33 protein-coding genes are annotated in these 26,635 nt (G+C 40.8%); all 33 read left to right on the top strand.

Annotated elements, in window-relative coordinates:
• Positions 1 to 229: 229 nt before the first annotated feature.
• Positions 230 to 967, top strand: a complete 738-nt coding sequence (locus tag ABKJ27_RS07700) for a response regulator transcription factor (protein WP_410011634.1) — start codon at positions 230 to 232, stop codon at positions 965 to 967.
• A gap of 13 nt (positions 968 to 980) precedes the next feature.
• Entirely contained in the window at positions 981 to 2,330 is a 1,350-nt protein-coding gene (locus tag ABKJ27_RS07695; protein WP_410011633.1) for a sensor histidine kinase, read from the top strand.
• A 233-nt stretch (positions 2,331 to 2,563) separates the two neighbouring features.
• Positions 2,564 to 2,755, top strand: a complete 192-nt coding sequence (locus ABKJ27_RS07690; RefSeq protein ID WP_247932365.1) for a hypothetical protein — start codon at positions 2,564 to 2,566, stop codon at positions 2,753 to 2,755.
• A 279-nt stretch (positions 2,756 to 3,034) separates the two neighbouring features.
• Positions 3,035 to 3,154, top strand: coding sequence for a PncF family bacteriocin immunity protein (locus ABKJ27_RS07685; protein ID WP_410011632.1), 120 nt, complete (start codon positions 3,035 to 3,037; stop codon positions 3,152 to 3,154).
• A 452-nt stretch (positions 3,155 to 3,606) separates the two neighbouring features.
• A complete protein-coding gene (locus ABKJ27_RS07680; RefSeq protein ID WP_410011631.1) occupies positions 3,607 to 4,011 on the top strand; it encodes an immunity protein in 405 nt (134 codons plus the stop codon).
• A 361-nt stretch (positions 4,012 to 4,372) separates the two neighbouring features.
• On the top strand, positions 4,373 to 4,558 hold the full coding sequence (locus tag ABKJ27_RS07675; RefSeq protein ID WP_410012148.1) for a hypothetical protein: 186 nt from the start codon (positions 4,373 to 4,375) through the stop codon (positions 4,556 to 4,558).
• A gap of 20 nt (positions 4,559 to 4,578) precedes the next feature.
• Positions 4,579 to 4,806, top strand: a complete 228-nt coding sequence (locus tag ABKJ27_RS07670; protein WP_410011630.1) for a ComC/BlpC family peptide pheromone/bacteriocin — start codon at positions 4,579 to 4,581, stop codon at positions 4,804 to 4,806.
• A gap of 14 nt (positions 4,807 to 4,820) precedes the next feature.
• Positions 4,821 to 5,141, top strand: coding sequence for a hypothetical protein (locus ABKJ27_RS07665; RefSeq protein WP_000645118.1), 321 nt, complete (start codon positions 4,821 to 4,823; stop codon positions 5,139 to 5,141).
• Between the two features lie 28 nt (positions 5,142 to 5,169).
• Entirely contained in the window at positions 5,170 to 5,859 is a 690-nt protein-coding gene (locus tag ABKJ27_RS07660; RefSeq protein ID WP_410011629.1) for a CPBP family intramembrane glutamic endopeptidase, read from the top strand.
• A 40-nt stretch (positions 5,860 to 5,899) separates the two neighbouring features.
• Complete coding sequence (gene blpZ / locus ABKJ27_RS07655; RefSeq protein WP_000276512.1) at positions 5,900 to 6,148, top strand: immunity protein BlpZ; 249 nt, start codon at positions 5,900 to 5,902, stop codon at positions 6,146 to 6,148.
• Between the two features lie 30 nt (positions 6,149 to 6,178).
• Positions 6,179 to 6,790 (top strand): CPBP family intramembrane glutamic endopeptidase, encoded by a 612-nt coding sequence (locus tag ABKJ27_RS07650; protein WP_410011628.1) that lies wholly within the window; start codon positions 6,179 to 6,181, stop codon positions 6,788 to 6,790.
• A gap of 162 nt (positions 6,791 to 6,952) precedes the next feature.
• Entirely contained in the window at positions 6,953 to 7,747 is a 795-nt protein-coding gene (ccrZ, locus tag ABKJ27_RS07645) for a cell cycle regulator CcrZ (RefSeq protein WP_410011627.1), read from the top strand.
• Complete coding sequence (gene trmB, locus ABKJ27_RS07640; RefSeq protein WP_001266095.1) at positions 7,744 to 8,379, top strand: tRNA (guanosine(46)-N7)-methyltransferase TrmB; 636 nt, start codon at positions 7,744 to 7,746, stop codon at positions 8,377 to 8,379. The genes ccrZ and trmB overlap by 4 nt, the downstream gene beginning before the upstream one ends.
• Positions 8,380 to 8,549: 170 nt before the next feature.
• The gene (locus ABKJ27_RS07635; protein ID WP_410011626.1) at positions 8,550 to 9,719 is read left to right on the top strand and encodes a glycoside hydrolase family 3 protein; all 1,170 of its coding nucleotides are present in this window, start codon (positions 8,550 to 8,552) and stop codon (positions 9,717 to 9,719) included.
• 140 nt (positions 9,720 to 9,859) lie between these two features.
• Positions 9,860 to 10,339: a ribosome maturation factor RimP gene (gene rimP / locus ABKJ27_RS07630; RefSeq protein WP_000338698.1), complete on the top strand. Its 480-nt coding sequence runs from the start codon at positions 9,860 to 9,862 to the stop codon at positions 10,337 to 10,339.
• Positions 10,340 to 10,382: 43 nt separating this feature from the next.
• Positions 10,383 to 11,519: a transcription termination factor NusA gene (gene nusA, locus ABKJ27_RS07625; RefSeq protein ID WP_000032285.1), complete on the top strand. Its 1,137-nt coding sequence runs from the start codon at positions 10,383 to 10,385 to the stop codon at positions 11,517 to 11,519.
• 21 nt (positions 11,520 to 11,540) lie between these two features.
• On the top strand, positions 11,541 to 11,834 hold the full coding sequence (gene rnpM / locus ABKJ27_RS07620) for an RNase P modulator RnpM (protein WP_000857567.1): 294 nt from the start codon (positions 11,541 to 11,543) through the stop codon (positions 11,832 to 11,834).
• Positions 11,827 to 12,126, top strand: a complete 300-nt coding sequence (locus ABKJ27_RS07615; RefSeq protein ID WP_001041390.1) for a YlxQ-related RNA-binding protein — start codon at positions 11,827 to 11,829, stop codon at positions 12,124 to 12,126. The genes rnpM and ABKJ27_RS07615 overlap by 8 nt, the downstream gene beginning before the upstream one ends.
• 16 nt (positions 12,127 to 12,142) lie before the next feature.
• Complete coding sequence (infB, locus tag ABKJ27_RS07610; RefSeq protein ID WP_247928057.1) at positions 12,143 to 14,935, top strand: translation initiation factor IF-2; 2,793 nt, start codon at positions 12,143 to 12,145, stop codon at positions 14,933 to 14,935.
• Between the two features lie 250 nt (positions 14,936 to 15,185).
• Entirely contained in the window at positions 15,186 to 15,536 is a 351-nt protein-coding gene (gene rbfA / locus ABKJ27_RS07605) for a 30S ribosome-binding factor RbfA (RefSeq protein ID WP_001273601.1), read from the top strand.
• A gap of 216 nt (positions 15,537 to 15,752) precedes the next feature.
• The gene (locus ABKJ27_RS07600) at positions 15,753 to 15,935 is read left to right on the top strand and encodes a hypothetical protein (RefSeq protein ID WP_261142244.1); all 183 of its coding nucleotides are present in this window, start codon (positions 15,753 to 15,755) and stop codon (positions 15,933 to 15,935) included.
• The gene (locus tag ABKJ27_RS07595; RefSeq protein WP_261195661.1) at positions 15,932 to 16,084 is read left to right on the top strand and encodes a hypothetical protein; all 153 of its coding nucleotides are present in this window, start codon (positions 15,932 to 15,934) and stop codon (positions 16,082 to 16,084) included. Before ABKJ27_RS07600 ends, ABKJ27_RS07595 begins: the two co-directional genes overlap by 4 nt.
• A 116-nt stretch (positions 16,085 to 16,200) precedes the next feature.
• Positions 16,201 to 16,434 (top strand): DUF1858 domain-containing protein, encoded by a 234-nt coding sequence (locus ABKJ27_RS07590; RefSeq protein WP_000368739.1) that lies wholly within the window; start codon positions 16,201 to 16,203, stop codon positions 16,432 to 16,434.
• Positions 16,434 to 17,768: a DUF438 domain-containing protein gene (locus ABKJ27_RS07585; RefSeq protein WP_410011625.1), complete on the top strand. Its 1,335-nt coding sequence runs from the start codon at positions 16,434 to 16,436 to the stop codon at positions 17,766 to 17,768. Before ABKJ27_RS07590 ends, ABKJ27_RS07585 begins: the two co-directional genes overlap by 1 nt.
• 9 nt (positions 17,769 to 17,777) lie before the next feature.
• On the top strand, positions 17,778 to 18,032 hold the full coding sequence (locus ABKJ27_RS07580; protein WP_000119707.1) for a DUF1912 family protein: 255 nt from the start codon (positions 17,778 to 17,780) through the stop codon (positions 18,030 to 18,032).
• Positions 18,033 to 18,127: 95 nt separating this feature from the next.
• Complete coding sequence (locus ABKJ27_RS07575) at positions 18,128 to 18,523, top strand: helix-hairpin-helix domain-containing protein (RefSeq protein ID WP_000038631.1); 396 nt, start codon at positions 18,128 to 18,130, stop codon at positions 18,521 to 18,523.
• 281 nt (positions 18,524 to 18,804) lie between these two features.
• Positions 18,805 to 19,383 carry a flavin reductase family protein gene (locus ABKJ27_RS07570; protein WP_261195666.1) on the top strand — a complete coding sequence of 193 codons (579 nt, stop codon included), beginning with the start codon at positions 18,805 to 18,807 and terminating at the stop codon, positions 19,381 to 19,383.
• A complete protein-coding gene (locus ABKJ27_RS07565; RefSeq protein ID WP_261195668.1) occupies positions 19,370 to 19,930 on the top strand; it encodes a GNAT family N-acetyltransferase in 561 nt (186 codons plus the stop codon). The genes ABKJ27_RS07570 and ABKJ27_RS07565 overlap by 14 nt, the downstream gene beginning before the upstream one ends.
• Entirely contained in the window at positions 19,930 to 20,508 is a 579-nt protein-coding gene (locus ABKJ27_RS07560) for an AAA family ATPase (RefSeq protein WP_261195670.1), read from the top strand. Before ABKJ27_RS07565 ends, ABKJ27_RS07560 begins: the two co-directional genes overlap by 1 nt.
• Entirely contained in the window at positions 20,501 to 23,152 is a 2,652-nt protein-coding gene (locus ABKJ27_RS07555; RefSeq protein WP_410011624.1) for a valine--tRNA ligase, read from the top strand. The genes ABKJ27_RS07560 and ABKJ27_RS07555 overlap by 8 nt, the downstream gene beginning before the upstream one ends.
• Before the next feature lie 174 nt (positions 23,153 to 23,326).
• Positions 23,327 to 24,085, top strand: a complete 759-nt coding sequence (locus tag ABKJ27_RS07550) for a DUF3883 domain-containing protein (protein ID WP_410012145.1) — start codon at positions 23,327 to 23,329, stop codon at positions 24,083 to 24,085.
• Between the two features lie 115 nt (positions 24,086 to 24,200).
• On the top strand, positions 24,201 to 24,788 hold the full coding sequence (gene rpoE / locus ABKJ27_RS07545; protein WP_031227756.1) for a DNA-directed RNA polymerase subunit delta: 588 nt from the start codon (positions 24,201 to 24,203) through the stop codon (positions 24,786 to 24,788).
• Between the two features lie 235 nt (positions 24,789 to 25,023).
• Positions 25,024 to 26,631 (top strand): CTP synthase, encoded by a 1,608-nt coding sequence (locus tag ABKJ27_RS07540; protein WP_049493610.1) that lies wholly within the window; start codon positions 25,024 to 25,026, stop codon positions 26,629 to 26,631.
• Positions 26,632 to 26,635 lie beyond the last annotated feature (4 nt).

Genomic DNA, 26,635 nt, shown 5'->3' with positions numbered 1-26,635 from the left:
TATCACTTTTATCTCCTTTTTCACCAAAAAATCTTTAATTGCCCTTGAAATTTCCTGAATGGTACTGTTAAGATTTTATGATAAAATAGTTGTAAGATTATCATGCTTATTTGAGGAACAAGATACCCTTCAGGAGCGTTAAAGGCCTGTTTAGGATTTGGTGGGCTTGTATCAAAGTATTTTTGCTATTCTCTTTTTAGGAAGAAATGGAAACAAGGAGAGTAAGAAGATGAGAATATTTGTTTTAGAAGATGATTTTTCCCAGCAGACTAGGATTGAAGCGACGATTGAGAAACTCTTGAAGGAACATCAGATCACTCCCAGTTCTTTTGCGGTCTTTGGTAAGCCAGATCAACTGCTGGCAGAGGTGCATGAGAAGGGAGCCCATCAGCTATTCTTTTTGGATATTGAGATTCGAAATGAGGAGATGAAGGGGCTAGAAGTGGCTAGAAAGATTCGGGATCGAGATCCCTATGCCCTGATTGTCTTTGTGACAACTCACTCGGAGTTTATGCCCCTGTCCTTTCGCTACCAAGTGTCTGCTTTGGACTACATTGATAAGGCCTTGTCGGCAGAGGAGTTTGAATCTCGTATCGAAACAGCCCTTCTCTATGCCAATAGTCAAGACAGTAAAAGTCTGGCGGAAGATTGCTTTTACTTTAAATCAAAATTTGCCCAATTCCAGTATCCTTTTAAAGAGGTTTATTATCTTGAAACATCGCCCAGAGCTCATCGTGTTATTCTCTATACCAAGACAGACAGACTGGAATTTACAGCCAGTTTAGAGGAGGTTTTCAAGCAGGAACCCCGTCTCTTGCAGTGCCATCGCTCTTTTCTCATTAATCCTGCCAATGTAGTTCGTTTGGATAAGAAAGAAAAACTCCTTTTCTTTCCTAATGGCGGAAGCTGTATGATTGCGCGTTATAAGGTCAGAGAAGTGTCTGAAGCTATTAATAACTTACACTGAGCTAGGAGAGTTTATGAATATTGCTTGGATATTGTTGTATACACTTGTTACTCATGGGCTAGAAATTGTCATTTTCTTTAAGGTGGATGGAATTGGTATCACTTTTGAGAGGATTTTTAAGGCTTTTCTTTTTAAGATACTGTTGGCCTTTGTTTTTTTAATGATTGAATATATGGTAGGATATAATTACCTATTTTATTTTATGGAACCCTTGTACGGCATAGGCTTATCTTTCTTATTGTTAAGAGGACTTCCTAAAAAACTCCTTCTCTTTTATGGTCTCTTTCCAATGATATTAGTGAATCTCTTTCATAGAGGTGTTTCCTATTTTGTGCTTCCATTTTTGGGACAAGGGCAAGTATATGATGACTACTCATTTGCTTGGTTATGTATAATAATTTTCAATTTCTTCATTTCCCTAGTCTTTTTGAAATGGTTGGACTATGATTTCACTAACTTGAGAAGGGAGATTCTAGATAAAACTTTTCAAAAGTCCCTGACTAAGATTAACTGGATAATGGGAACCTACTATTTGGTGATGCAAAGTCTGTCTTTCTTTGAATATGAACAAGGTATTCAATCAAAGACTGTTCGCCATCTGATTCTGGTGTTTTACTTTCTCTTTTTTATGGGGATTATCAAGAAACTGGATACCTATTTGAAGGACAAACTCCATGAGAGATTGGACCAAGAGCAGGCCTTGCGCTACAGAGATATGGAACGCTATAGTCGGCATATAGAGGAACTTTACAAGGAAGTACGGAGCTTTCGGCATGATTATACCAACCTCTTGACCAGCTTACGTCTGGGCATTGAAGAGGAGGATATGGAGCAGATAAAAGAGGTCTATGACTCGGTCTTAAAGGATTCTAGTGAAAAATTGCAGGACAATAAATATGACCTTGGACGACTTGTAAATATTCGTGACCGTGCCCTCAAAAGTCTTCTAGCAGGGAAATTTCTAAAAGCTAGAGATAAGAAGATTGTCTTTAATGTCGAAGTTCCTGAGGAGATTCAGGTTGAGGGGATGAGCCTACTTGATTTTCTAACCATTGTGTCTATCCTTTGTGACAACGCTATTGAAGCCAGTGCAGAGGCTAGTCAACCTCATGTTTCAATCGCCTTTTTAAAAAATGGAGCACAGGAGACCTTTATCATTGAAAATTCCATTAAAGAAGAGGGCATAGATATTTCTGAGATCTTCTCCTTTGGAGCCAGTTCTAAAGGGGAGGAGAGAGGAGTTGGTCTCTATACCGTCATGAAAATTGTGGAAAGCCATCCCAATACCAGTCTCAATACCACCTGCCAAAATCAAATCTTTCGTCAAGTTTTAACGGTTCACTCGATGTCAGTTGATGATTAGAAGATTTGTGGAAAGAAGTACTGCCTGTAGTCATCAATTAAAATGCCATAGTATATGAGGTACCCTATATGAATAAGAAATCCTTTTTTATCATCTGTTCTACGTTGATTATAGCATCGAATCTTCTCATGATTTCCGTGGTGAATAAGGGAGAAGAAACGGGGAGTAATCTGTTTGTGATTGCTATAGCCTGTGTTATGTTACCATCATTTTTATATGCGGTTGAGAACCGAATGGCTTCTTTAATTCGGACAGGGTCAGTAGCTTTACTCTTATTGACAGTCTTGTCCTTAGTCCGTCTTGTCAACAGAATAGAGAGGACGCCTGAAATTCTCAACATTATCATTACTCTTCTGGTTTTAGCAGGTGGGACAGCCTGTATCCTTGTTGCAATTATGAGAATCTATCAGAACAGACGGAAGTAAGGCTGAATAGTTTTCGATTATTGTTAAATTCCCATAGGGCAAGTATGTTTTTCATGCTTGCTTTTTAAATTTTTTAACAATTCAAGATGTTTTGATGACCATTTATGATTTGGATAGAAAATTTTAAAAAATAGTAGTACACTAACCTTATTAAGGTTGCAATAGGACGAAAATAAAAAGAGGTATTCCTCGTGAATGCAAAAACAATGTTACAATTGGATATTACGGTTGCTTAAAGGCTTGAGCCTGTAAGTAGAGGAGCTGTACTTGGAGGTAATTATGGATTTTAAAAGTTTTATTATTGGTTTAGTCGTTGGTATATTTGGTCCTTATATGGATAATTTAATTAGAAAAAAATTTTTAAAATCTCCAAAGAAGAATAAAGATAGATCTAATTAGATAAAAAGATTTTTTATCGCGAGTTTAATCTACAGGGGAGTTTCTTTAATATTGTTTCGCCTGTTACAATGATATGTGATAGCAGGAGGAAAAATCTACAAATTAAGTTGGTATCAATACGGTGTAAAGGGCAAGTATGTTTTTCATTCTTGCTTTTTAAATTTTTTACAATTCAAGATGTTTTGATGACCATTTATGATTTGAGTGATCCAAGGTCAAAATGAGTGCTATACTAGCAGTGTAAAGGTTGTAGCTAAACTAATATAAAGCATACATTTAGGAGGAACTCTTATGAAGAGAAAAATATTTATTATTTTAACCTTGTATCTGATCATGTCTATCTTTCTTTATCCGCTTAGAGAGAGTATTTGGTATCATCTATTTTATACCATAACCTATTTGATTGCAGTTAAGATCTATTTTGCTTTAACTAAAAAGAAAGGAGCAAAGAAATGAAAACTTTTCTTGCTAAAAAACGGAATATCTTCCTTGCGAGATTGTTCCTAGGTCAGTTGCCCTTGATTGTCTCTACTTATCTATTTCTATCTCGTCAGTTTTTAAATTTTTCCTTAGTCCTCCAATTTCTTTTAGTGGTTATTAACTTAGCTTCCATTTTGGTCACTGTTTACCTCACTAGGGAGATGAGGATAAGAGAGTTTGAAGATGATGATTTGGTTAGTCCTAGAACCAATCAACTCATGTATATCGGCTTGACAGGCTTTATGTCTATTATTTGTTTGTATAGAGGTATCACAGCAGGAGAATTCTACCAACAATTAATTGCTTATATTGGTGCTATTCTCTGCTTACTTATCATGCTGTTGCTCATTTGGGGCTTGAAGTATTATAAAAAGTAGGGGCTAATGAAGTTTTTGCAATTCAAGATGTCTCGATGACAATTCAAGGTTTGGATGAAAAACTTTAACAAATAGTGCTATACTGAAATTGTCAAAGTTGCAACGGGTGCTGCTACATTCCGTTAAAAATCGTTCTTGATTGATAAGCTGGATTTGCTAGGAAAGGAGTAAATAATTATGGATAAGAAAAAGATAGTTTCGACTATAATATGTATAGTATTTCTTGTAGAGTCAGTGGATAATTTTTTTAGAGATTTAACCCCGTTATTATTCATTTTAAATATTATTGGCCTAACTTGTTTTTTAGTGTTAACATACACTAATATAAAAGAGATGCACTTAAATATAAGTAAATGATGATTTGGTTAGTCCTAGAACCAATCAGCTCATGTTCATCGGCTTGACGGGCTTTATGTCTATTATCTGTTTGTATAGAGGTATCACAGCAGGAGAATTCTACCAACAACTAATTGCCTATATTGGCGCTATTCTCTGCTTGATTATTATGCTTCTACTCATGTGGGGCTTGAAGTATTATAAAAAGTAGGGGATAATGAAGTTTTTGTTATGAATACAAAAACGATGTCACAATTTGAAATGATGGATACTGAGATGCTTGCGAAAGTTGAAGGAAGTTTCGGAGGTTGGGGAGATATGCTTTCTGGTTTATTGGGTGGGCTAGCACCTTCTCCAATTTTGGATCAATTAAATGGTAAGTGGCCTATTATACATTTTTCAAAACCATGTGGTCCTTATGGTATAGGGGGAACTCCAAACTCATGTAATGGTATTTAAAAAGGATTGAAGCTATGAAGGCAAAATATGGGAATCAAATTGTTGATGTTTGGGAAATTGGTCAAGCAACTCCTAAACCAAGTTGGGTAGAGGAAGCTTTTCAAAAAAATTATATGGTTTGGTTGGATAATCATGTGCGCATTTTAATGGCAGGTCTTAACACTTCTCTCGCAACGAATATCAAGTTTGGTCTAGTTGGAACAGTTGGAGGAGGATTTGCTGGTTATGGGATGTATGTTCTCGGTTATCCAGGTGATTATATAGATATTACCAATCATAGAGTTGTTTCTGCTAAAACATTTCACAAAAGTTATCAAATTTTAGAAAATGATTAGATATCATTTAATTGTAATGGAGAAAGCTATGAAAAAACATCCTATTCTTTTCAAAGCGAGTGCAATTCTTTCTTATTTGTTTCTGTTTTTCGGACTGTTTTGGACAACCCAATTTTGGAGCAATTATTGGGAGTTCTCGTCTTGGGTAGGAAATCTTATCTGGATTCGAAACATCATCAGCCTTCTCTTTATCAGCTTGATGGTTTGGATTTTGGTCAGATCGGGCCATGCTTATCTCTTTCGCATCCCTAGGAAAAAGTGGTTGAGCTATTCGGTTCTGACTGTGTTAGCAGCTGTTGTGCTTATCTGTTTTAACTATCTGACAGCTAAACACGTTCAGGGGACCAATGAAGGGTGGAATTTGTTTATTGCCTATAGTGAGACAAATTTTGCGGAGTTTGGTGTTTACCTAACTTTAATCGTACTAGGACCTCTGATGGAAGAATTGGTATGTAGGGGACTGCTTCAACATGCCTTCTTTAAGAATTCGAGGTGGGGGCTGGATCTTCTCTTTCCGTCATTCTTATTTGCCTTGCCCCACTTTTCTAGCTTGCCAAGTCTCGCAGATATTTTTGTCTATACGGCAGTGGGTTGTCTATATGCCTGGCTGACACGTTATACGAAGAGTATCTATCCTTCTTATTCGATTCATATTGTTAATAATATCATCGCAAACTTACCATTTTTGCTCACTTTTCTACATAGGGTCTTGGGGTAAAAAACAAAAGTCTTGCTTTTCAGCCATAGAGGAGATTATCATGTATAAACACTTATTTTTCCTAGATTCCAAAACCTTAGACTGGTTGACACCTTATATTCTGGTCTTGGCTTCTGACACGATTGCCTTTAATGTTTTTGTGCTAACCTTTGTATCTGTTGTGATTTTTTATTTTCTGAATCCCATGCTAGCTTTTATGGCTATATTCTTAGGGGCTGGCTATGTTGTCGGATTTTGGCTACTAAAATGGTTTGTTTTGGAAAGATTAGAGCTAAAGGATGACTTGTAGGGAAGTTTGTTTGTTGAGGAGGCTAATTTTATGAAGTTTTTTGATAAATTTCATGCCTTGTGTTTTGGAATTTTAGTACTACTAATCGTCATCACAGTTCCTTATACGATTAACCACGGGGATTTTTTTCAAAATGAATCTGAACTGATTATTGTAAGTCTTCTTGTAACATCGCTGAGTGTTACTTATGCTAGAAAGTTTGAAATGGTTTCTTTTGGGATGTTAAGCAAGAAACAACTTTTGCTTTTCATTGCAATCTTTTTTCTAAGCGTTCTTGAGACGCTAGTTTATATTCATTTCTTCGCTGTTTCTTCTGGCGCAGGAGTTCAACACTTGGCGGAAGTCAGCAGAGGAATTTCCCTGTCTTTGATTTTGACTTCCTCAGTTTTTGGACCCATCCAGGAGGAACTCATTTTCAGAGGACTTCTTCAAGGTGCGGTTTTTGACAATTCTTGGTTAGGGATTGTACTGACTTCCTCTCTCTTTTCTTTTATGCATGGACCTTCTAATGTCCCTTCGTTTATTTTTTATCTACTTGGGGGCTTGTTACTGGGCTTTGCTTATAAAAAGAGCCAAAACCTATGGGTTTCTACTCTAGTTCACATGTTTTACAATGCTTGGCCACTCTTATATTATTTATAAAAATCATGAAAAGGTAAGCAGAAGACGGTGCTTACCTTTTTCAAGTTATAATGATAGCCTGAGCCGATTGAGATGCTTTTCTTTGAGAATCGGGCGTGGAGCGGTTGACGAATAGGCCAAAAACTAGTAGAATAGTAAGGAAACTTTATACGGAGGAAAGAAATGGATTTGGGTGATAATGAGCTAACACTGACTCCCATACCTGGGAAAAGTGGCAAGGCTTATATTGGTAGCTATCCTGATGGGAAGCGCATCTTTGTAAAAATGAACACCTCTCCAATCCTACCTGGTCTAGCTAGAGAACAAATTGCTCCACAATTATTATGGAGTCGCCGTTTGGCAGATGGGCGTGATATGTGTGCTCAAGAATGGTTGACAGGCAAGATATTGACCCCCTATGATATGAATCGTAAGCAAATCGTCAATATTTTAACCCGTCTTCATCGCTCACGTCCGTTGATGACACAGTTGAGTCGTTTGGGGTATGCCATGGAAACACCTGTAGATTTACTACAGTCTTGGCAGGAAACGGCTCCAGATGCTTTGCGTAAAAATCATTTTATCAGTGAAGTGATGGCTGATTTACGTCAGACTATTCCAGGATTTAGAGAGGACCATGCGACCATTGTCCATGGAGATGTACGACATAGTAATTGGATTGAGACAGATAGTGGCTTGATTTATTTGGTAGATTGGGATTCGGTTCGCTTGACCGATCGCATGTTTGATGTGGCCCATATGCTCTGCCATTATATTCCAGAACATCAGTGGAAGGAATGGTTGACCTACTACGGTTATAAGTACAATCAAACGGTATTAAATAAATTGTATTGGTATGGTCAACTGTCTTACTTGAGCCAGATTTCCAAGTATTATATGAACCAAGATTTAGAAAATGTCAATCGGGAGATTCATGGCCTGCGTCACTTCCGAGACAAGTATGGAAAGAGAAGATGAGAGTTAGAAATCGTAAAGGGGCGACAGAATTACTAGAGGCAAATCCCCAGTATGTGGTCCTCAATCCCTTGGAAGCCAAGGGGAAATGGCGGGACTTGTTCGGCAATGACAATCCTATTCATGTGGAAGTTGGAAGTGGAAAGGGTGCCTTTGTTTCAGGTATGGCCAAGCAAAACCCTGACATCAACTATATCGGGATTGATATTCAAAAGTCTGTTTTGAGTTATGCTTTAGACAAGGTCCTTGAAGTTGGAGTGCCTAATATCAAGCTCTTGTGGGTAGATGGTTCTGACTTGACTGACTACTTTGAAGATGGCGAAATTGATCGCTTGTATCTGAATTTTTCAGATCCATGGCCTAAAAAACGCCATGAAAAGCGTCGTTTGACTTACAAGACTTTCTTGGATACCTTCAAGCGTATCTTACCTGAAAATGGAGAAATTCATTTCAAAACGGATAACCGTGGCTTGTTTGAGTACAGCCTAGTGAGTTTTTCTCAATATGGCATGAAGCTCAATGGTGTTTGGCTCGATTTACATGCCAGTGATTTTGAAGGCAATGTCATGACAGAATACGAGCAGAAATTCTCCAACAAGGGGCAAGTTATCTACCGAGTTGAGGCTCAGTTTTAATCTAAAGGGATTTCAAAAACTGTTTCTTACTCAAAAAGTTAAACGAATCATATATTCCAAGGATTTAGTTCTGTATTGCACAGGATTAGGTCCTTTTACTTTAATTTTAAAACAGTTGCTTTTTGCTAAGTGTGTATTTGCGGCCAGATAAGTGGTATAATGAAAAGGTTATGAGAAATAGTATAAACCCTCTTGTATTCTATCTTTTCTTTATCCTTATCATAGGTTGTTTAATTTTTTCCGATTATCAACAACATAGACAAATAGAGGTGCAGGCTGAAAAAGAGGTGCAAGTAGAAAAAACTGAGACAACTATTGAAACCAGTGAAGTTGAGGAAAATAAGGTTATCGAAGACAGATTAGCCACGATGACCTTGGAAGAGAAAGTGGGACAATTGTTTTGGGCCAGAGTTCCTTCTGATCATCAGATAGAAGATCTCAAATCCTATCATTTGTCTGGTTATATCTTATTTGGAAGAGATTTTGAGGGACGAAGCATAGAGGATATAAAGGCTTTGACAAAAGGCTACCAAGCTGCTGCACAGATTCCTTTATTGATTGGTTCAGATGAAGAAGGGGGGACAGTGACTCGTATCAGTTCGATTTTAGAAACTCCTTTCCAATCTCCTATGGCACTTTATCAGCAAGGGGGAATGGAGGCGGTGCTTTCTGATACGAAGCAAAAGGCAGAACTACTAAAATCTGTTGGGATTAATGCTGGACTTTTCCCTGTTGCAGATATTGCAAGGGATCACTCAGCTTTTATCTATGATCGAACGATTGGACAAGATGCTCAAACAACTGCAAGCTATGTTCAACAGGTTGTAGAAGAACTTAAAAAGAGTAGGGTTGGGTCAACCTTGAAACATTTTCCAGGATATGGCGATAATGGAGACAGTCATACTGCCATTATCCAAGATAATCGTTCTCTGGATGAATTAAGACAAGCCGATTTTCTTCCTTTTCAAGCTGGGATAGATGCAGGGGCAGATAGTGTCTTAGTCTCTCACAACATCCCTTCTAAAATTGATACGGTGCCGTCATCCATCTCACCGAAAATCACGGACCTTCTTCGTAAGGAACTGCATTTCAAAGGTGTCATTATGACGGATGATTTTGATATGGCAGGAATAGCCGATTTTGTCAGTCAGGACGAGGCTGCTTTTCAAGTGATTGTAGCTGGAAATGACCTGATTCTAGGATCATCCTATCAAACCCAGATCCCTTATCTATTAAAGAAAATTTCCTCTGGAGACTTGACAGAAGAACGTATTGATGAGTCTGTCAGACGCATTTTAACTTGGAAATACGACTTGGGCTTATTAGGAGAGACGCAGTAAAAGAAAAGTGTGGTCGTGTAAGTTCAGACAAAAAGCTTCAAGGTCAAATCCTTGCAGGTTGGTTCGATTTGTGTTATACTTGTATCAAGAATATGAGAAAGAGAGGCGGGGAAATATCTTCGCCTCTTGCTTATGAGGAGGTGGACGCAATCGCAACAATCGTAGAATTAGTCAGAGAAGTTGTAGAACCTGTCATTCAAGAACCTTTCGAACTCGTGGATATCGAGTATGGAAAGATTGGCAGTGACATGATTCTCAGTATTTTTGTAGATAAACCTGAAGGAATTACCTTGAACGATACGGCAGACTTGACAGAAATTATAAGTCCTGTCCTAGACACCATCAAGCCAGATCCCTTCCCAGAACAATATTTCCTAGAAATCACCAGTCCAGGCTTGGAACGTCCTTTGAAAACTAAGGATGCTGTCGCCGGTGCGGTTGGGAAATACATCCATGTCGGGCTCTACCAAGCCATCGATAAGCAAAAGGTTTTTGAAGGAACCTTGTTGGCCTTCGAAGAGGACGAGTTGACCATGGAATATATGGACAAGACGCGTAAGAAAACCGTCCAAATTCCATACAGTTTAGTATCAAAAGCACGTTTAGCAGTTAAATTATAGAAAAAGAAAGGATAGCTTTTGAGGATTCAAAAGTGAAGAAAACATGAGTAAAGAAATGCTAGAGGCCTTCCGCATTTTGGAAGAAGACAAGGGAATCAAAAAAGAAGATATCATCGACGCAGTAGTAGAGTCGCTTCGTTCTGCTTATCGCAGACGCTATGGTCAATCTGATAGCGTAGCTATTGACTTCAACGAAAAAACAGGTGACTTTACCGTTTATACTGTCCGTGAAGTGGTTGATGAAGTATTTGATAGCCGTTTGGAAATCAGCTTGAAAGATGCTCTTGCCATTAATTCAGCCTATGAACTTGGAGACAAGATCAAGTTTGAAGAAGCACCTGCTGAGTTTGGTCGTGTAGCAGCCCAATCTGCCAAACAAACCATCATGGAAAAAATGCGCAAGCAAACACGTGCTATCACTTATAATACTTACAAAGAACATGAGCAAGAAATCATGTCTGGTACAGTGGAACGCTTTGACAACCGCTTTATCTATGTCAACCTTGGTAGTATCGAAGCCCAATTGTCAAAACAAGATCAAATACCTGGAGAAGTTTTTGCTTCCCACGATCGTATCGAAGTTTATGTCTACAAGGTTGAAGACAACCCTCGTGGTGTGAACGTCTTTGTTAGCCGTAGCCATCCAGAAATGATCAAACGCTTGATGGAGCAAGAAATTCCAGAAGTTTATGATGGAACTGTTGAAATCATGAGCGTGGCTCGTGAAGCTGGTGACCGTACCAAGGTTGCAGTTCGCAGTCATAATCCAAACGTGGATGCTATCGGTACAATCGTTGGACGTGGTGGTGCGAATATCAAGAAGATTACTAGTAAATTCCACCCAGCTCGTTACGATGCCAAGAGCGACCGTATGGTACCAATCGAAGAAAATATCGATGTTATCGAGTGGGTAGCAGATCCAGCTGAATTTATCTACAATGCCATCGCTCCTGCTGAGGTTGACCAAGTTATCTTTGACGAAAACGACAGCAAACGTGCCTTGGTGGTTGTTCCTGATAACAAGCTTTCTCTTGCCATCGGTCGTCGTGGACAAAACGTTCGCTTGGCAGCTCACTTGACTGGTTACCGTATCGATATCAAGTCTGCTAGCGAATTTGAAGCCATGGAAGAAGCTGGTTCGGTAGATTTGGAAGCAGAAAACGATACTGTAGAAGAATAAAAGCTGCTAGAGGAGGGAAAGATGAAAACGAGAAAAATCCCTTTGCGCAAGTCTGTTGTGTCCAATGAAGTGATTGATAAGCGTGATTTGCTCCGCATTGTCAAAAACAAGGAAGGACAAGTCTTTATCGATCCGACAGGCAAGGCCAATGGCCGTGGCGCTTATATCAAGCTAGACAATAAAGAAGCCCTAGAGGCTAAAAAGAAGAAGGTCTTTAACCGTAGCTTTGACATGGAAGTGGAAGAAAGCTTTTATGACGAGTTGATCGCTTATGTGGATCACAAAGTGAAAAGAAGAGAGTTAGGACTTGAATAAGCAAAAGATAAGCAATCTCTTGGGACTTGCTCAGAGAGCAGGGCGTATCATATCGGGTGAAGAATTGGTGGTCAAGGCCATTCAAGATGGCAAGGCCAAGTTGGTCTTTCTAGCCCATGATGCTGGACCCAATCTGACCAAGAAGATTCAAGATAAAAGTCATTATTATCAAGTAGAAATTGTAACCGTGTTTTCAACACTGGAATTAAGCATAGCAGTCGGGAAATCGAGAAAGGTTTTGGCTGTAACAGATGCTGGATTTACAAAGAAAATGAGGTCTCTTATGGAATAGAAGAGGAGGACATGATTTGTCTAAGAAAAGATTGTACGAAATCGCAAAAGAACTTGGAAAAGAAAGTAAAGAAGTTGTAGCGCGTGCAAAAGAGTTGGGCTTGGATGTGAAAAGCCACTCATCAAGTGTGGAAGAAGCTGTCGCTGCAAAAATCGCTGCCAGCTTTAAGCCTGCAGCTGCTCCGAAAGAAGAAGCAAAACCTGCAGCACCAAAAGCAAGTGCAGAAAAGAAAGCCGAAAAATCTGAGCCAGCTAAACCAGCTGTAGCTAAGGAAGAGGTAAAACCGGCTGAGCCAGTTGCTCCGAAGGCAGAAAAAGTAGCAACAAAACCGCAAAGCCGTAATTTCAAGGCTGAGCGTGAAGCCCGTGCCAAAGAGCAGGCAGAACGACGCAAGCAAAATAAGGGCAATAACCGTGACCAACAACAAAACGGCAACCGTCAGAAAAATGACGGCCGTAATGGCGGAAAACAAGGTCAAGGCAACCGCGACAATCGTCGCTTTAATGATCAAGCTAAAAAACAGCAAGGTCAGCAAAATCGTGGAAACGAGCGCCGTCAACAAGAGGACAAACGTCCAAATCAAGCGACTCCACGCATTGACTTTAAAGCCCGTGCAGCAGCCCTGAAAGCAGAGCAAAACGCAGAGTACGCTCGTTCAAGCGAGGAACGTTTCAAGCAGACTCAGGCTGCCAAAGAAGCCTTGGCTCAAGCTAACAAACGCAAGGAGCCAGAGGAAATCTTTGAAGAAGCTGCTAAGTTAGCTGAACAAGCGCAACAAGTTCAAGCAGTGGTTGAAACAGCTCCTGTGAAAAAAGAAGTTGCAGTGGATACACGTCGTAAGAAGCAAGCCCGACCAGACAAAGAGCGCGATGATTACGATCGCGAAGAAGATGGTCCTAGAAAACAACAAAAGAATCGAAGTAGTCAAAATCAAGTGAGAAATCAAAGAAATAGTAACTGGAATAACAACAAAAAGAACAAAAAAGGCAATAACAAGAACAACCGTAATCAGACTCCAAAACCTGTTACAGAACGTAAATTCCATGAATTGCCAACAGAATTTGAGTATACAGATGGTATGACCGTTGCGGAAATCGCAAAACGTATCAAACGTGAACCAGCTGAAATCGTTAAGAAACTCTTTATGATGGGTGTCATGGCCACACAAAACCAATCCTTGGATGGGGAAACAATTGAACTCCTCATGGTGGATTATGGTATCGAAGCCAAACAAAAGGTTGAAGTGGATAATGCCGATATCGAACGTTTCTTTGTCGAAGATGGTTATCTTAATGAAGATGAGTTGGTTGAGCGTCCACCAGTTGTAACTATCATGGGACACGTTGACCACGGTAAAACAACTCTCCTAGATACCCTTCGTAACTCTCGTGTTGCGACAGGTGAAGCAGGTGGTATCACTCAGCATATCGGTGCCTACCAAATTGTGGAAAATGGCAAGAAGATCACCTTCCTTGATACACCAGGACATGCGGCCTTTACATCGATGCGTGCGCGTGGTGCGTCTGTTACCGATATTACTATCTTGGTTGTAGCGGCAGATGACGGGGTTATGCCTCAGACTATCGAAGCCATCAACCACTCAAAAGCGGCCAACGTTCCAATCATCGTAGCCATCAACAAAATTGATAAACCAGGTGCCAACCCAGAACGTGTTATCGGTGAATTGGCAGAGCATGGAGTTATGTCAACAGCTTGGGGCGGAGATTCTGAATTTGTTGAAATCTCGGCTAAATTCAACCAAAACATCGAAGAATTGTTGGAAACAGTCCTTCTTGTGGCTGAAATCCAAGAACTCAAGGCAGACCCAACAGTTCGTGCGATTGGTACAGTTATCGAAGCGCGCTTGGATAAAGGAAAAGGTGCGGTTGCAACCCTTCTTGTGCAACAAGGTACCTTGAATGTTCAAGACCCAATCGTTGTCGGAAATACTTTCGGTCGTGTCCGTGCTATGACCAATGACCTTGGTCGTCGTGTTAAAGTTGCTGGACCATCAACACCAGTTTCTATCACAGGTTTGAACGAAGCGCCAATGGCGGGTGACCACTTTGCCGTTTACGAAGATGAAAAATCTGCGCGTGCAGCCGGTGAAGAGCGTGCCAAACGTGCCCTCATGAAACAACGTCAAGCTACCCAACGTGTCAGCCTTGAAAACCTCTTTGATACCCTTAAAGCTGGTGAACTCAAATCTGTTAACGTTATCATCAAGGCTGATGTACAAGGTTCAGTTGAAGCCCTTTCTGCATCACTTCAAAAGATCGATGTGGAAGGTGTCAAAGTGACCATCGTCCACTCTGCAGTTGGTGCCATCAACGAATCAGACGTGACCCTTGCCGAAGCTTCAAATGCCTTTATCGTTGGTTTCAACGTACGGCCTACACCGCAAGCTCGTCAACAAGCTGAAGCTGACGATGTGGAAATCCGTCTCCACAGCATTATCTACAAGGTTATCGAAGAGATGGAAGAAGCCATGAAAGGGATGCTTGATCCAGAATTTGAAGAAAAAGTTATCGGTGAAGCAGTTATTCGTGAAACCTTCAAGGTGTCTAAAGTGGGAACTATCGGTGGATTCATGGTTATCAACGGTAAGGTTACCCGTGACTCTAAAGTCCGTGTTATCCGTGACGGTGTCGTTATCTATGATGGTGAACTTGCAAGCTTGAAACACTACAAAGACGACGTCAAAGAAGTTACAAACGGTCGTGAAGGTGGATTGATGATCGATGGCTACAATGACATCAAGACTGATGATGTGATTGAGGCTTATGTCATGGAAGAAATCAAGAGATAAGATTTTTGCTCCTTTCTTAGATGGTGAGGGACGCAAGCAAACCAATGGTTTCATTGCTTATTTTTGAGCCTAAGGTCTCAAAAATCCCCTGTGATGGGACTGATAAATCAGTTCCATCACTTTCACCACAGCGAAAGAAGCAGGTGGTTTCAAATTGAACTTCGTTTCAATTTGAACTGAAAATCAAAAAGTTTAAAAATAGCTAGGTCTGCTGGCCTAGCTTTTGGTTCAAAGTAGAGAAAGGAATATCATGGCAAATCATTTCCGTACGGATCGTGTGGGCATGGAAATCAAACGTGAAGTCAATGAGATTTTGCAAAAGAAGGTCCGTGATCCGCGTGTCCAAGGTGTGACCATCACAGATGTTCAGATGCTGGGTGACTTGTCTGTTGCCAAGGTTTACTACACCATTTTGAGTAACCTTGCTTCGGATAATCAAAAAGCCCAAATTGGACTTGAAAAAGCAACTGGTACCATCAAACGAGAACTTGGTCGCAATTTGAAATTGTACAAAATCCCAGATTTGACCTTCGTCAAAGACGAGTCCATCGAGTATGGGAACAAGATTGACGAAATGCTACGCAATCTGGATAAGAACTAAAGAAGAGGGGAAACCCTCTTTTTTGGTGGAGGAAAAAGCAATAAAACATGCTGGCGGAATCTTTCCAGAGTTAAACATTATTAAAAAGCTTTATAAAATTCAACTTGTATGATATTATAGGAAATGAAAGAGTGAGATAAAACGATTTTTCAGCAATAGCCAGCAAGGCTGGTATCGTTAACATTTTGAAAGTGTAGTTAAACGAGGGAAGATAATATGGGACTTATAAAAACTCTAGCTAAAACTTACGGTAATTACTTTTTGACCGTGCAAGGTGTAAAAGTAATGAAAACGATAAAGAAAGATGATAATGTCGTTGTCGGTCTAGGGAAACTCTTTATTGCAGACAAGTTAATGGATACGGCTCGGTGGCTCATCAAGCCAGAGGAGAGAGAATGAAATTTTTCTGGGCAATTCTTGCCATTATTTTTATCAAACCGATTATTGGGATTGTGAAATTCGTTTGGATGATCATCTCTTTTGCAGTCCAATTGCTGTTTTACAAGCTATTATTTAAAATATTGGATTGGCTCTTTAAACTTATTTAGATGGTAATCCAAATCGCAGAGAACTAGCAGGAACTCCACTGCTAGTTTTTTAATCTCTTTTCATATGGTATAATATAAGCAGTAATATCATTTTAGAATATTCAGTGGAGGTCGTAATGGACAATATCATCGATGTGTCAATTCCTGTTGCAGAAGTGGTGGACAAGCATCCAGAGGTCTTAGAGATTCTAGTGGAGTTGGGTTTTAAACCCCTTGCCAATCCCTTAATGCGCAATACAGTTGGTCGTAAAGTATCGCTTAAGCAGGGTTCTAAGCTTGAAGGAACTCCTATGGACAAGATTGTTCGCACACTGGAAGCAAACGGCTACGAAGTGATTGGGTTAGACTAATGGTAGATGAACGGATTCATGTCCTGCGGGATATTTTGTTAGAATTGCACAATGGTGCCTCTCCTGAGTCGGTTCAGGAGCGTTTTGATGCGACCTTTACAGGTGTATCGGCCATTGAGATTTCCCTTATGGAGCACGAGCTGATGAACTCAGACTCAGGTGTCACCTTTGAAGATGTCATGGAACTCTGTGATGTCCATGCCAATCTTTTTAAAAATGCAGTAAAGGGTGTCGAAGTAGAGGATACCGAGCATCCTGGCCACCCAGTTCGGGTCTTTAAGGAAGAAAATCTGGCTCTCCGTGCGGCCTTGATTCGCATTCGTAGATTGCTGGATACCTATGAGTCTATGGAAGACGAGGAAATGCTGGCGGAGATGCGCAAGGGCTTGGTTCGTCAGATGGGACTTGTGGGGCAATTTGACATCCATTACCAACGTAAAGAAGAACTCTTTTTTCCTATCATGGAGCGATATGGACACGATTCTCCTCCTAAGGTCATGTGGGGAGTGGATGACCAGATTAGGGAACTCTTTCAAACAGCTTTAGCGACGGCCAAGTCACTACCTGAAGTGCCGATTTCCACTGTAAAAGATACTTTTGAATCCTTTGCGACAGAGTTTGAAAGTATGATTTTCAAGGAAGAATCCATCCTTCTCATGATTCTCCTTGAGTCCTTTACCCAGGATGACTGGCTTCAGATTGCGGAGGAGAGCGACGCCTATGGTTATGCCATCATCCGTCCGTCTGAGAAATGGGTGCCAGAACGTCAGAGTTTTGTTGAGGAAAAGAGTGCAGAGGAGCCCGTACAGCTAGATACGGCAGAGGGACAAGTTCAGCAGGTTATCGATACGCCAGAAGGACAGTTTACCATTACCTTTACCCCTAAGGAAAAGGAAGCAGTGTTGGACCGCCATAGTCAACAGGCTTTTGGCAATGGCTATCTCTCGGTCGAGCAGGCTAATCTCATCCTCAATCACCTCCCTATGGAGATTACTTTTGTCAATAAAGACGATATTTTCCAGTATTACAATGACAATACGCCAGCTGATGAGATGATTTTCAAACGGACCCCTTCACAAGTTGGGCGCAATGTTGAACTTTGCCATCCGCCTAAGTACTTGGACAAGGTCAAAACTATCATGAAGGGACTTCGTGAGGGTACTAAGGATAAGTATGAAATGTGGTTTAAGTCTGAGTCGCGAGGTAAATTTGTCCATATCACCTACGCAGCAGTGCACGATGAAGAGAGAGAATTCCAAGGGGTGCTGGAGTATGTTCAGAATATTCAACCCTACCGTGAGATTGATACGGACTATTTCCGTGGATTAGAATAAGGAGAAAAAATGAGTTACGAACAAGAATTTATGAAGGAATTTGAAGCTTGGGTCAATACCCAAATCATGATCAACGACATGGCGCATAAGGAAAGCCAAAAAGTCTACGAAGAAGACCAAGACGAACGTGCCAAAGATGCCATGATTCGCTACGAAAGTCGCTTGGATGCGTATCAGTTTTTGCTTGGTAAGTTTGAAAATTTCAAGGCAGGTAAGGGATTCCATGATTTGCCAGAAGGCTTGTTTGGTGAGAGAAATTATTAAACGAGATAGATTCTTGATTTTTTACTAAAATCTTGATAGAATATTTATATTAAATCCTTGTCAGAGCAGGGGTTTTTTATTGAAAGGATTTTATCATGTCAAAGAAACTCAATCGTAAAAAACAATTACGAAATAGCCTCCGTCGTGCAGGTGCTTTTTCAAGTACTGTGACTAAGGTTGTAGAAGAGACAAAAAAAGTCGTGAAGCGTGCAGAACAGTCAGCAAGCGAAGCTGGTAAGGCTGTTTCTAAAAAAGTTGAGCAAGCAGTAGAAGCTACTAAAGAGCAAGCTCAAAAAGTAGCCAATTCTGTGGAAGATTTTGCAGCAAACTTGGGTGGACTTCCACTTGACCGTGCCAAAACTTTCTATGATGAGGGAATCAAGTCTGCGTCAGATTTCAAAAACTGGACTGAAAAAGAACTCCTTGCCTTGAAAGGAATCGGCCCAGCTACCATCAAGAAATTGAAAGAAAACGGCATTAAGTTCAAGTAATCTTTCTTGTCCCTTGCAATTCCAAGAAAAACTTGCTACAATAAAGCCATCAGAGGTGTTTTGAATCCCGCATTTTACAGAAAGTGGCGGTGCTGAGAAGTCCACAAATGTGTCAAAACTGGTTGCTGATGGATGAAAAATGAAATATTACTGTCTTTTTATTTTAAAGATAAGAGTTGCGGGCGCTGCCCGAAATTGGGTGGTACCGCGGATAAATACATTCGTCCCTGTCATATAGATGGCAGGGATTTTCTTTTGCGTCTTAGTCAAAGGGGGTTGTTATGAAGCAATCTTTTAACACAAGTAAACTATATTATGGTTTTCCTATCTTCATTTTGGGGTATCAGGACCAGAATTTTGGACACAATATTACGACTTGCAGCTCCTCTTATAGTCTGGGAGATTGGCTAGTCATCGGTGTTGGTGCTGAGGAAAATGCGGCTGATCAGATAAAGTACTATCAGAAGTTCACCGTAAATATTCCTGATGAAACTTCCATGCTTGCGATGGAGCAGGCCGGCTTTATCAGTCATCGGGAGAAACTGAAACATCTAGGACTAGACTACGAGATTTCTGAACGGACTCATGCTCCGATTTTGGAGTTTTGTCCAGTTGTTTTGGATTGCCAAGTGGATCGGATTATCGAAGAAGATGGAATTTGCCACATCTTTGCTAAGATTCTTGACCGACTGGCTAATCCTGAACTCTTGGATGATAAGGGACATTTTAAAAATGACTGTTTTTCACCGACTTACTTTATGGGGGACGGTCACCAGCGCGTTTATCGCTATTTAGATAACCGTGTTGACCCTATGGGGAGCTTTATCAAGAAAGCGAGGAAGAAGGATGTCAAGAGTTGAATTACCAGAACGATTGGAAACTGAGCGTCTTGTTTTACGAGTCCGTACAGTGGCGGACGCTGAAGATATCCATGCCTACGCTAGTTTGCCAGAGGTCGTCTATCCAGCAGGTTTTCCGCCCGTCAAGACCTTGGAAGATGAGATTTATTATCTGGAGCATATCCTTCCTGAGCGCAATCAAAAGGAAAATCTCCCAGCTGGCTATGGGATTGTCGTCAAAGGAATCGATAAAGTCATTGGTTCTGTTGACTTCAATCACCGTCATGCAGATGATGTACTAGAGCTTGGCTATACCTTGCACCCAGACCACTGGGGCCGTGGCTATGTACCAGAAGCAGCTCGTACTTTGATTGACTTAGGATTTAAAGACCTGGGGCTTCATAAGATTGAACTGAGTTGTTTTGGTCACAATCTCCAAAGTCAACGAGTCGCAGAAAAACTTGGATTTACCCTTGAAGCTCGCATAAGAGACCGTAAAGATATTCAAGGAAACCGCTGTGACAGTCTGATATATGGTTTGCTGAGGAGTGAGTGGGAGGTGATTTGATGCATCTTTTCATCATTGGTGCTCCAGCATCAGGAAAAATGACCATTGGTCAAGAATTATCTCGACTGACGGATGCTACCCTATTTTATAACCATCAAGCTATCGATTTTGCACTGGAAATCTATCAGGATTATACAGAGGAAATGTGGGAATTTGTTCGTGGAATCACCTTTTCATTCCTTGGAGCAAGTGCAAGAAATCAGAGATCAGTAATTTTAACTGACGTAATTGATTTTTCAAATCAGTACCAACTGATGTATTTAAAGCAAATTCAGAGTTTGTTGAATGATTATCATCAAGAGATTCTGTTTGTTGAGTTGGAAACAAGTCTTGAAGAGCGCATACATCGAAATCGAACGGAGAATCGATTAAAGCACAAACCCTTAAAACGACATATTGAGGTATCTGAAAGAGAAATTTTAGAGACTGCTGAAACACTTCAATTAAATTCTCAACATCAACCGAATGAGTTGCACCATTACTTTAAAATAAATAATACGAATTTGTCAGCAGAAGAAGCTGCTAAGCAAATTCAAAATAAAATGAACAAAATAGAGAAAGGACAAACACATGTCTAAAGAACTTTCACCAAAATACAATCCAGCCGAGGTTGAGGCTGGTCGTTACCAAAAATGGCTTGATGCCGATGTTTTCAAGCCTTCAGGCGATCAAAAGGCTAAGCCTTATTCAATCGTTATTCCGCCACCAAACGTAACTGGTAAACTTCACCTTGGTCACGCTTGGGATACAACTTTGCAAGATATCATCATCCGTCAAAAACGCATGCAAGGCTTTGATACGCTTTGGCTTCCAGGTATGGACCACGCTGGTATTGCCACTCAAGCTAAGGTTGAGGAGCGCTTACGTGGTGAGGGTATTACGCGTTATGACCTAGGTCGTGAAAAATTCCTCGACAAGGTCTGGGAATGGAAAGACGAATATGCCACTACTATCAAGGAACAATGGGGCAAGATGGGGCTCTCTGTAGACTACTCTCGCGAGCGTTTCACTCTTGACGAAGGCTTGTCAAAAGCCGTTCGTAAGGTCTTTGTGGACCTTTACAAGAAAGGTTGGATCTACCGTGGTGAGTTTATCATCAACTGGGACCCAGCAGCTCGCACAGCCCTTTCTGATATCGAAGTAATCCACAAGGATGTCGAAGGAGCCTTCTACCACATGAACTACATGCTAGAAGACGGTTCACGCGCCCTTGAAGTTGCGACAACTCGTCCTGAGACCATGTTTGGGGACGTTGCCGTTGCGGTTAATCCAGAAGACCCACGCTACAAGGATTTGATTGGTAAAAATGTTATTCTTCCAATCGCTAATAAATTAATTCCAATCGTTGGAGACGAACACGCTGATCCTGAGTTTGGTACAGGTGTGGTTAAAATTACACCTGCCCACGATCCAAACGACTTCTTGGTTGGTCAACGCCACAACTTGCCACAAGTCAATGTTATGAACGACGACGGTACTATGAATGACTTAGCCTTCGAATTTGCAGGTATGGACCGTTTTGAAGCTCGTAAGGCAGTCGTTGCTAAGTTGGAAGAAATCGATGCCCTCGTTAAAATCGAAAAACGTGTCCACAGTGTTGGTCACTCAGAACGTACAGGTGTCGTAGTTGAACCACGCTTGTCTACGCAGTGGTTCGTCAAGATGGACCAATTGGCCAAAAATGCTATTGCCAACCAAGACACAGAGGATAAGGTCGAATTTTACCCTCCACGTTTCAACGATACCTTCCTCCAATGGATGGAAAATGTCCATGATTGGGTTATCTCTCGTCAGCTCTGGTGGGGCCACCAAATCCCTGCTTGGTACAATGCAGAAGGTGAAATGTATGTCGGTGAAGAAGCTCCAGAAGGCGACGGATGGACTCAGGACGAAGACGTCTTGGATACTTGGTTCAGTTCTGCCCTTTGGCCATTCTCTACCATGGGCTGGCCGGATGTCGACTCAGAAGACTTCAAACGTTATTATCCAACATCAACTTTGGTGACTGGTTATGATATTATCCCGTTCTGGGTATCTCGAATGATTTTCCAAGGTTTGGAATTTACTGGCAAATCGCCATTCAAAAATGCATTGATTCATGGTCTGATTCGTGACGAGGAAGGCCGTAAAATGTCTAAATCTCTCGGTAACGGGATTGACCCGATGGATGTTATTGATAAGTACGGAACAGATAGCCTGCGTTGGTTCCTTTCAAACGGTTCTGCACCAGGTCAAGACGTGCGCTTCTCTTATGAGAAAATGGATGCTTCATGGAACTTCATTAACAAGATTTGGAACATCTCTCGCTACATCCTCATGAACAATGAAGGTTTGACCCTTGAGCAAGCAACTGCCAATGTCGAAAAAGTGGTCAACAAGGAAGCTGGGAATGTCACAGACCGCTGGATTCTCCACAACCTCAATGAAACTATCGGAAAAGCGACGGCTAACTTTGATAAGTTTGAGTTTGGTGTGGCTGGGCACATCCTCTACAACTTCATCTGGGATGAGTTTGCGGACTGGTACGTTGAGTTGACCAAGGAGGTCCTTTATAGCGAAAATGAAGAAGAGAAAGTCATCACACGCTCTGTTCTCCTTTACACCTTGGACAAGATCCTTTGTCTCCTTCACCCAATCATGCCATTCGTAACAGAGGAAATCTTTGGACAAATCTCAGAAGGCTCTATCGTGACAGCAGAATACCCAACTGTCAACCCAGCCTTTGAAGACCTTGTTGCCCACACTGGTGTGGAAAGCCTCAAAGACTTGATTCGTGCCGTTCGTAATGCGCGTGCGGAAGTAAACGTAGCACCAAGCAAACCTATCACCATCCTTGTTAAGACAAGCGATAGCGACTTGGAAGCCTTCTTTAACAGCAATGTCAACTACATCAAACGCTTCACAAATCCAGAACACTTGGAAATCGCTTCAACCATCCCTGCACCTGAACTCGCTATGTCAAGCGTCATCACAGGAGCAGAAATCTACTTGCCACTGGCAGACCTCCTCAATGTCGAAGAAGAACTGGCTCGTCTCGACAAGGAGCTGGCTAAATGGCAAAAAGAACTGGATATGGTTGGTAAGAAGCTCTCTAATGAACGCTTCGTAGCCAATGCCAAACCAGAAGTCGTCCAAAAAGAACGCGACAAACAAGCCGACTACCAAGCTAAGTACGATGCTACCGTAGCACGTATTGATGAGATGAAGAAGTTGGTGAAATAAACACAGAAACACGGTGATAAGCCGTGTTTTTTTTGGTATAATGAAATCAATATTTATTGATGGAGAAAGTGATGTCTAATACTCGTCGAAAATCAAATTCAAACCACGTCAGCGTCGCCTTACCGTACTCAAGTACAGCTTGCGGCTAGCTTCCTAGTTTGATTTTTGATTTTCATTGAGTATAAGCACCCGCATTATGAATTGTTAAATTTAATTGGCTATGGTCTTGCTAAGTTTGACAAGCTTTTTATAAAAGAATTTCAATGTTCTAGCAAGTCGGAGTTTTATCGCTATGTGGTTTCTCTGGGAATTGCTGAAACAACTGGAGTTGTAAAAAATAGAATGGATTTATTTGATCCTTATTTTGACAATAATCGAAAAGGTTGGTGGCAGAAAGCTGAAGTTTATCGTTTTCGTAAAGATTTAATTGATATGATGTTTGGAAATGAAGATGTTCATAGTTATGCTGAAATAGTTAAAGTGTTACTTGCCAGTGAAGGGAAGCAAATGGGTATTACAACTATTGAAAAACCAATTATTCGAACTAAATTCAAACGTCTACAGCAAACGGGAATGGAGGCAGAGAATTATTTTATACTCAACTTTGATAAAGAAGAAAAATTTCAAGGCGGACTATTGTCCGATGTCCGTCTTTATGGTGATGGATATGACTTTCAGGTAGATGTCCAAGAACATTCTTATCTTGCCGAAGTTAAAGGAATTCGAAAATATAAGGGTCGCATTCGTTTGACTGCCAACGAATTTGAGAAAGCTAAAGAGTTTCAATCAAATTTTATTTTATCTCTGGTTACCAACCTAGATGATATTCCAAAGTTAGTGTTAATTGATAATCCTTTAAAACATTTTGAGTTTAAAAAGAATATTATCAAAAATGAAATCATTGAATATAGAAGCTTAGAAGATTTGTATTAGTTCCCCCTTAACCTTTGACTATTCCGCAAAATTATCGTAAAATAAAGAGTAAATGATAAAATGAGGTCAGAGTCTGTTTGCTCTGGCGATAGTAGTATAAATGAGGAGAAACGCTTTGGAATTAGAAGTATTTGCTGGGCAAGAAAAAAGTGAACTATCTATGATTGAGGTAGCGCGTGCTATCTTGGAACTTCGTGGTCGTGATCATGAGATGCATTTTAGCGATCTTGTAAACGAAATTCAAAACTACCTTGGAACATCAAACAGCGATATCCGCGAAGCTTTGCCTTTGTTCTACACAGAGTTGAACTTTGACGGTAGTTTCATCTCACTTGGAGACAACAAATGGGGTCTTCGTTCATGGTATGGTGTAGACGAAATCGACGAAGAAATCATCGCTCTTGAAGAAAATGACGACGATGAAGTAGCACCAAAAGCTAAGAAAAAACGTGTCAATGCCTTCATGGATGGCGATTCAGATGCTATTGACTACAATGCTGATGATCCAGAAGACGAAGATGCATACGAAGCAGATCCAGCTCTTTCATACGATGATGAAAATCCAGATGATGAGAAAAATGAAGTGGAAGCTTACGATGCAGAAATCAACGAAATCGCTCCAGATGACTTGGGAGAAGATGTGGATCTCAACGAAGAAGACGACGAGTTTTCAGACGATGATTCTGAAAACATCGAGGAATAAAAGTTAGCTATTGACAATTGTCCTATTTTTAGGTATCATATTGTTCGGGCACCTCTTTTAGAGGTCGGGGCTCCCTAGTTCTTAGGGAGCTATTTTTGTTTTTTCAAGAAGTTAGCTTCTTGTATTTTAGTTGTGAATCTGGTGCAGTCGTCCCAGATTATCTTATTAGTAGGGTCTTGTTTTCTATGTCCCCTCGTAGTCAACAAGGCCTTGAGCATTTTAGAAAGAGGAATCTATGTCTACGAAATATATTTTTGTAACTGGTGGTGTGGTATCGTCTATTGGGAAAGGGATTGTGGCAGCGAGTCTGGGCCGTCTCTTGAAAAATCGTGGTCTCAAAGTAACCATTCAAAAGTTTGACCCTTATATCAATATCGATCCGGGAACTATGAGTCCTTACCAGCACGGGGAAGTTTTTGTGACAGATGACGGAGCTGAGACAGATTTGGACTTGGGTCACTATGAACGTTTCATCGATATCAATCTTAATAAATATTCCAACGTGACAACTGGTAAAATTTACAGTGAAGTTCTTCGTAAGGAACGCCGTGGAGAATACCTTGGGGCAACTGTTCAGGTTATTCCTCATATCACAGATGCTTTGAAAGAGAAAATCAAGCGTGCCGCTGTAACGACAGACTCTGATGTCATTATCACAGAGGTTGGTGGAACAGTAGGAGATATCGAGTCCTTACCATTCCTAGAGGCTCTTCGTCAGATGAAGGCAGATGTTGGTGCGGATAATGTTATGTACATCCATACAACCTTGCTTCCTTACCTCAAGGCTGCTGGTGAAATGAAAACCAAACCAACCCAGCATTCTGTCAAAGAATTGCGTGGATTGGGAATTCAACCCAATATGTTGGTTATTCGTACAGAGCAACCAGCTGGTCAAGGAATTAAAAACAAACTAGCACAGTTCTGTGATGTGGCACCAGAAGCTGTTATCGAATCGTTGGATGTTGAACACCTTTACCAAATTCCATTGAACTTGCAGGCGCAAGGTATGGACCAAATTGTCTGTGACCATTTGAAATTAGATGCACCAGTAGCGGATATGACAGAATGGTCAGCTATGGTAGACAAGGTTATGAACCTTAAGAAACAAGTTAAAATTTCACTTGTAGGTAAGTATGTGGAGTTGCAAGATGCCTACATTTCTGTGGTTGAAGCTTTGAAACACTCTGGTTATGCAAATGACGCAGAAGTTAAAATCAATTGGATCAATGCCAATGATGTGACAGCAGAGAATGTGGCAGAGCTTTTGTCTGATGCGGACGGAATCATCGTACCAGGTGGTTTTGGTCAACGTGGTACAGAAGGGAAAATCCAAGCCATCCGTTATGCGCGTGAAAATGATGTTCCAATGTTGGGAGTCTGCTTGGGAATGCAGTTGACTTGTATCGAGTTTGCTCGTCACGTTTTGGGTCTTGAAGGTGCCAATTCTGCAGAGCTTGCACCAGAAACAAAATATCCTATCATTGATATCATGCGTGACCAGATTGATGTTGAGGATATGGGGGGAACCCTTCGTTTGGGACTTTATCCATCCAAGTTGAAACGTGGCTCTAAGGCAGCAGCTGCTTATCACAATCAAGAAGTGGTGCAACGCCGTCACCGTCACCGTTATGAGTTTAACAACGCCTTCCGTGAGCAGTTTGAGGCAGCAGGTTTTGTCTTCTCAGGAGTTTCTCCAGACAATCGTTTGGTAGAAATCGTTGAAATTCCTGAAAATAAATTCTTTGTGGCTTGTCAGTATCACCCTGAACTTTCAAGTCGTCCAAACCGCCCAGAAGAACTCTACACTGCCTTTGTTACTGCAGCAGTTGAGAACAGTAATTAGCCAA

Source organism: Streptococcus sp. KHUD_011 (assembly GCF_046352925.1).
In the GTDB taxonomy this organism is placed as follows: domain Bacteria; phylum Bacillota; class Bacilli; order Lactobacillales; family Streptococcaceae; genus Streptococcus.
Note: the sequence above shows the minus strand (reverse complement) of the source record. Positions and strands in the feature narration are given on the sequence as shown.

Excerpts from the sequence above, each read along its gene's own strand:
- nusA (WP_000032285.1), top strand. The coding sequence starts at position 10,383 with ATGAGTAAAGAAATGCTAGAGGCCTTCCGCATTTTGGAAGAAGACAAG.
- ABKJ27_RS07590 (WP_000368739.1), top strand. The coding sequence starts at position 16,201 with ATGGACAATATCATCGATGTGTCAATTCCTGTTGCAGAAGTGGTGGAC.
- ABKJ27_RS07565 (WP_261195668.1), top strand. The coding sequence starts at position 19,370 with ATGTCAAGAGTTGAATTACCAGAACGATTGGAAACTGAGCGTCTTGTT.
- ABKJ27_RS07685 (WP_410011632.1), top strand. The coding sequence starts at position 3,035 with ATGGATTTTAAAAGTTTTATTATTGGTTTAGTCGTTGGTATATTTGGT.
- ABKJ27_RS07700 (WP_410011634.1), top strand. The coding sequence starts at position 230 with ATGAGAATATTTGTTTTAGAAGATGATTTTTCCCAGCAGACTAGGATT.
- ABKJ27_RS07670 (WP_410011630.1), top strand. The coding sequence starts at position 4,579 with ATGAATACAAAAACGATGTCACAATTTGAAATGATGGATACTGAGATG.
- ABKJ27_RS07560 (WP_261195670.1), top strand. The coding sequence starts at position 19,930 with ATGCATCTTTTCATCATTGGTGCTCCAGCATCAGGAAAAATGACCATT.
- ABKJ27_RS07555 (WP_410011624.1), top strand. The coding sequence starts at position 20,501 with ATGTCTAAAGAACTTTCACCAAAATACAATCCAGCCGAGGTTGAGGCT.
- ccrZ (WP_410011627.1), top strand. The coding sequence starts at position 6,953 with ATGGATTTGGGTGATAATGAGCTAACACTGACTCCCATACCTGGGAAA.
- ABKJ27_RS07650 (WP_410011628.1), top strand. The coding sequence starts at position 6,179 with ATGAAGTTTTTTGATAAATTTCATGCCTTGTGTTTTGGAATTTTAGTA.
- ABKJ27_RS07570 (WP_261195666.1), top strand. The coding sequence starts at position 18,805 with ATGAAGCAATCTTTTAACACAAGTAAACTATATTATGGTTTTCCTATC.
- ABKJ27_RS07600 (WP_261142244.1), top strand. The coding sequence starts at position 15,753 with ATGGGACTTATAAAAACTCTAGCTAAAACTTACGGTAATTACTTTTTG.
- ABKJ27_RS07580 (WP_000119707.1), top strand. The coding sequence starts at position 17,778 with ATGAGTTACGAACAAGAATTTATGAAGGAATTTGAAGCTTGGGTCAAT.
- ABKJ27_RS07660 (WP_410011629.1), top strand. The coding sequence starts at position 5,170 with ATGAAAAAACATCCTATTCTTTTCAAAGCGAGTGCAATTCTTTCTTAT.
- ABKJ27_RS07635 (WP_410011626.1), top strand. The coding sequence starts at position 8,550 with ATGAGAAATAGTATAAACCCTCTTGTATTCTATCTTTTCTTTATCCTT.
- ABKJ27_RS07695 (WP_410011633.1), top strand. The coding sequence starts at position 981 with ATGAATATTGCTTGGATATTGTTGTATACACTTGTTACTCATGGGCTA.
- ABKJ27_RS07540 (WP_049493610.1), top strand. The coding sequence starts at position 25,024 with ATGTCTACGAAATATATTTTTGTAACTGGTGGTGTGGTATCGTCTATT.
- trmB (WP_001266095.1), top strand. The coding sequence starts at position 7,744 with ATGAGAGTTAGAAATCGTAAAGGGGCGACAGAATTACTAGAGGCAAAT.
- ABKJ27_RS07595 (WP_261195661.1), top strand. The coding sequence starts at position 15,932 with ATGAAATTTTTCTGGGCAATTCTTGCCATTATTTTTATCAAACCGATT.
- ABKJ27_RS07585 (WP_410011625.1), top strand. The coding sequence starts at position 16,434 with ATGGTAGATGAACGGATTCATGTCCTGCGGGATATTTTGTTAGAATTG.
- blpZ (WP_000276512.1), top strand. The coding sequence starts at position 5,900 with ATGTATAAACACTTATTTTTCCTAGATTCCAAAACCTTAGACTGGTTG.
- ABKJ27_RS07690 (WP_247932365.1), top strand. The coding sequence starts at position 2,564 with ATGGCTTCTTTAATTCGGACAGGGTCAGTAGCTTTACTCTTATTGACA.
- ABKJ27_RS07680 (WP_410011631.1), top strand. The coding sequence starts at position 3,607 with ATGAAAACTTTTCTTGCTAAAAAACGGAATATCTTCCTTGCGAGATTG.
- rnpM (WP_000857567.1), top strand. The coding sequence starts at position 11,541 with ATGAAAACGAGAAAAATCCCTTTGCGCAAGTCTGTTGTGTCCAATGAA.
- ABKJ27_RS07575 (WP_000038631.1), top strand. The coding sequence starts at position 18,128 with ATGTCAAAGAAACTCAATCGTAAAAAACAATTACGAAATAGCCTCCGT.
- ABKJ27_RS07665 (WP_000645118.1), top strand. The coding sequence starts at position 4,821 with ATGAAGGCAAAATATGGGAATCAAATTGTTGATGTTTGGGAAATTGGT.
- rbfA (WP_001273601.1), top strand. The coding sequence starts at position 15,186 with ATGGCAAATCATTTCCGTACGGATCGTGTGGGCATGGAAATCAAACGT.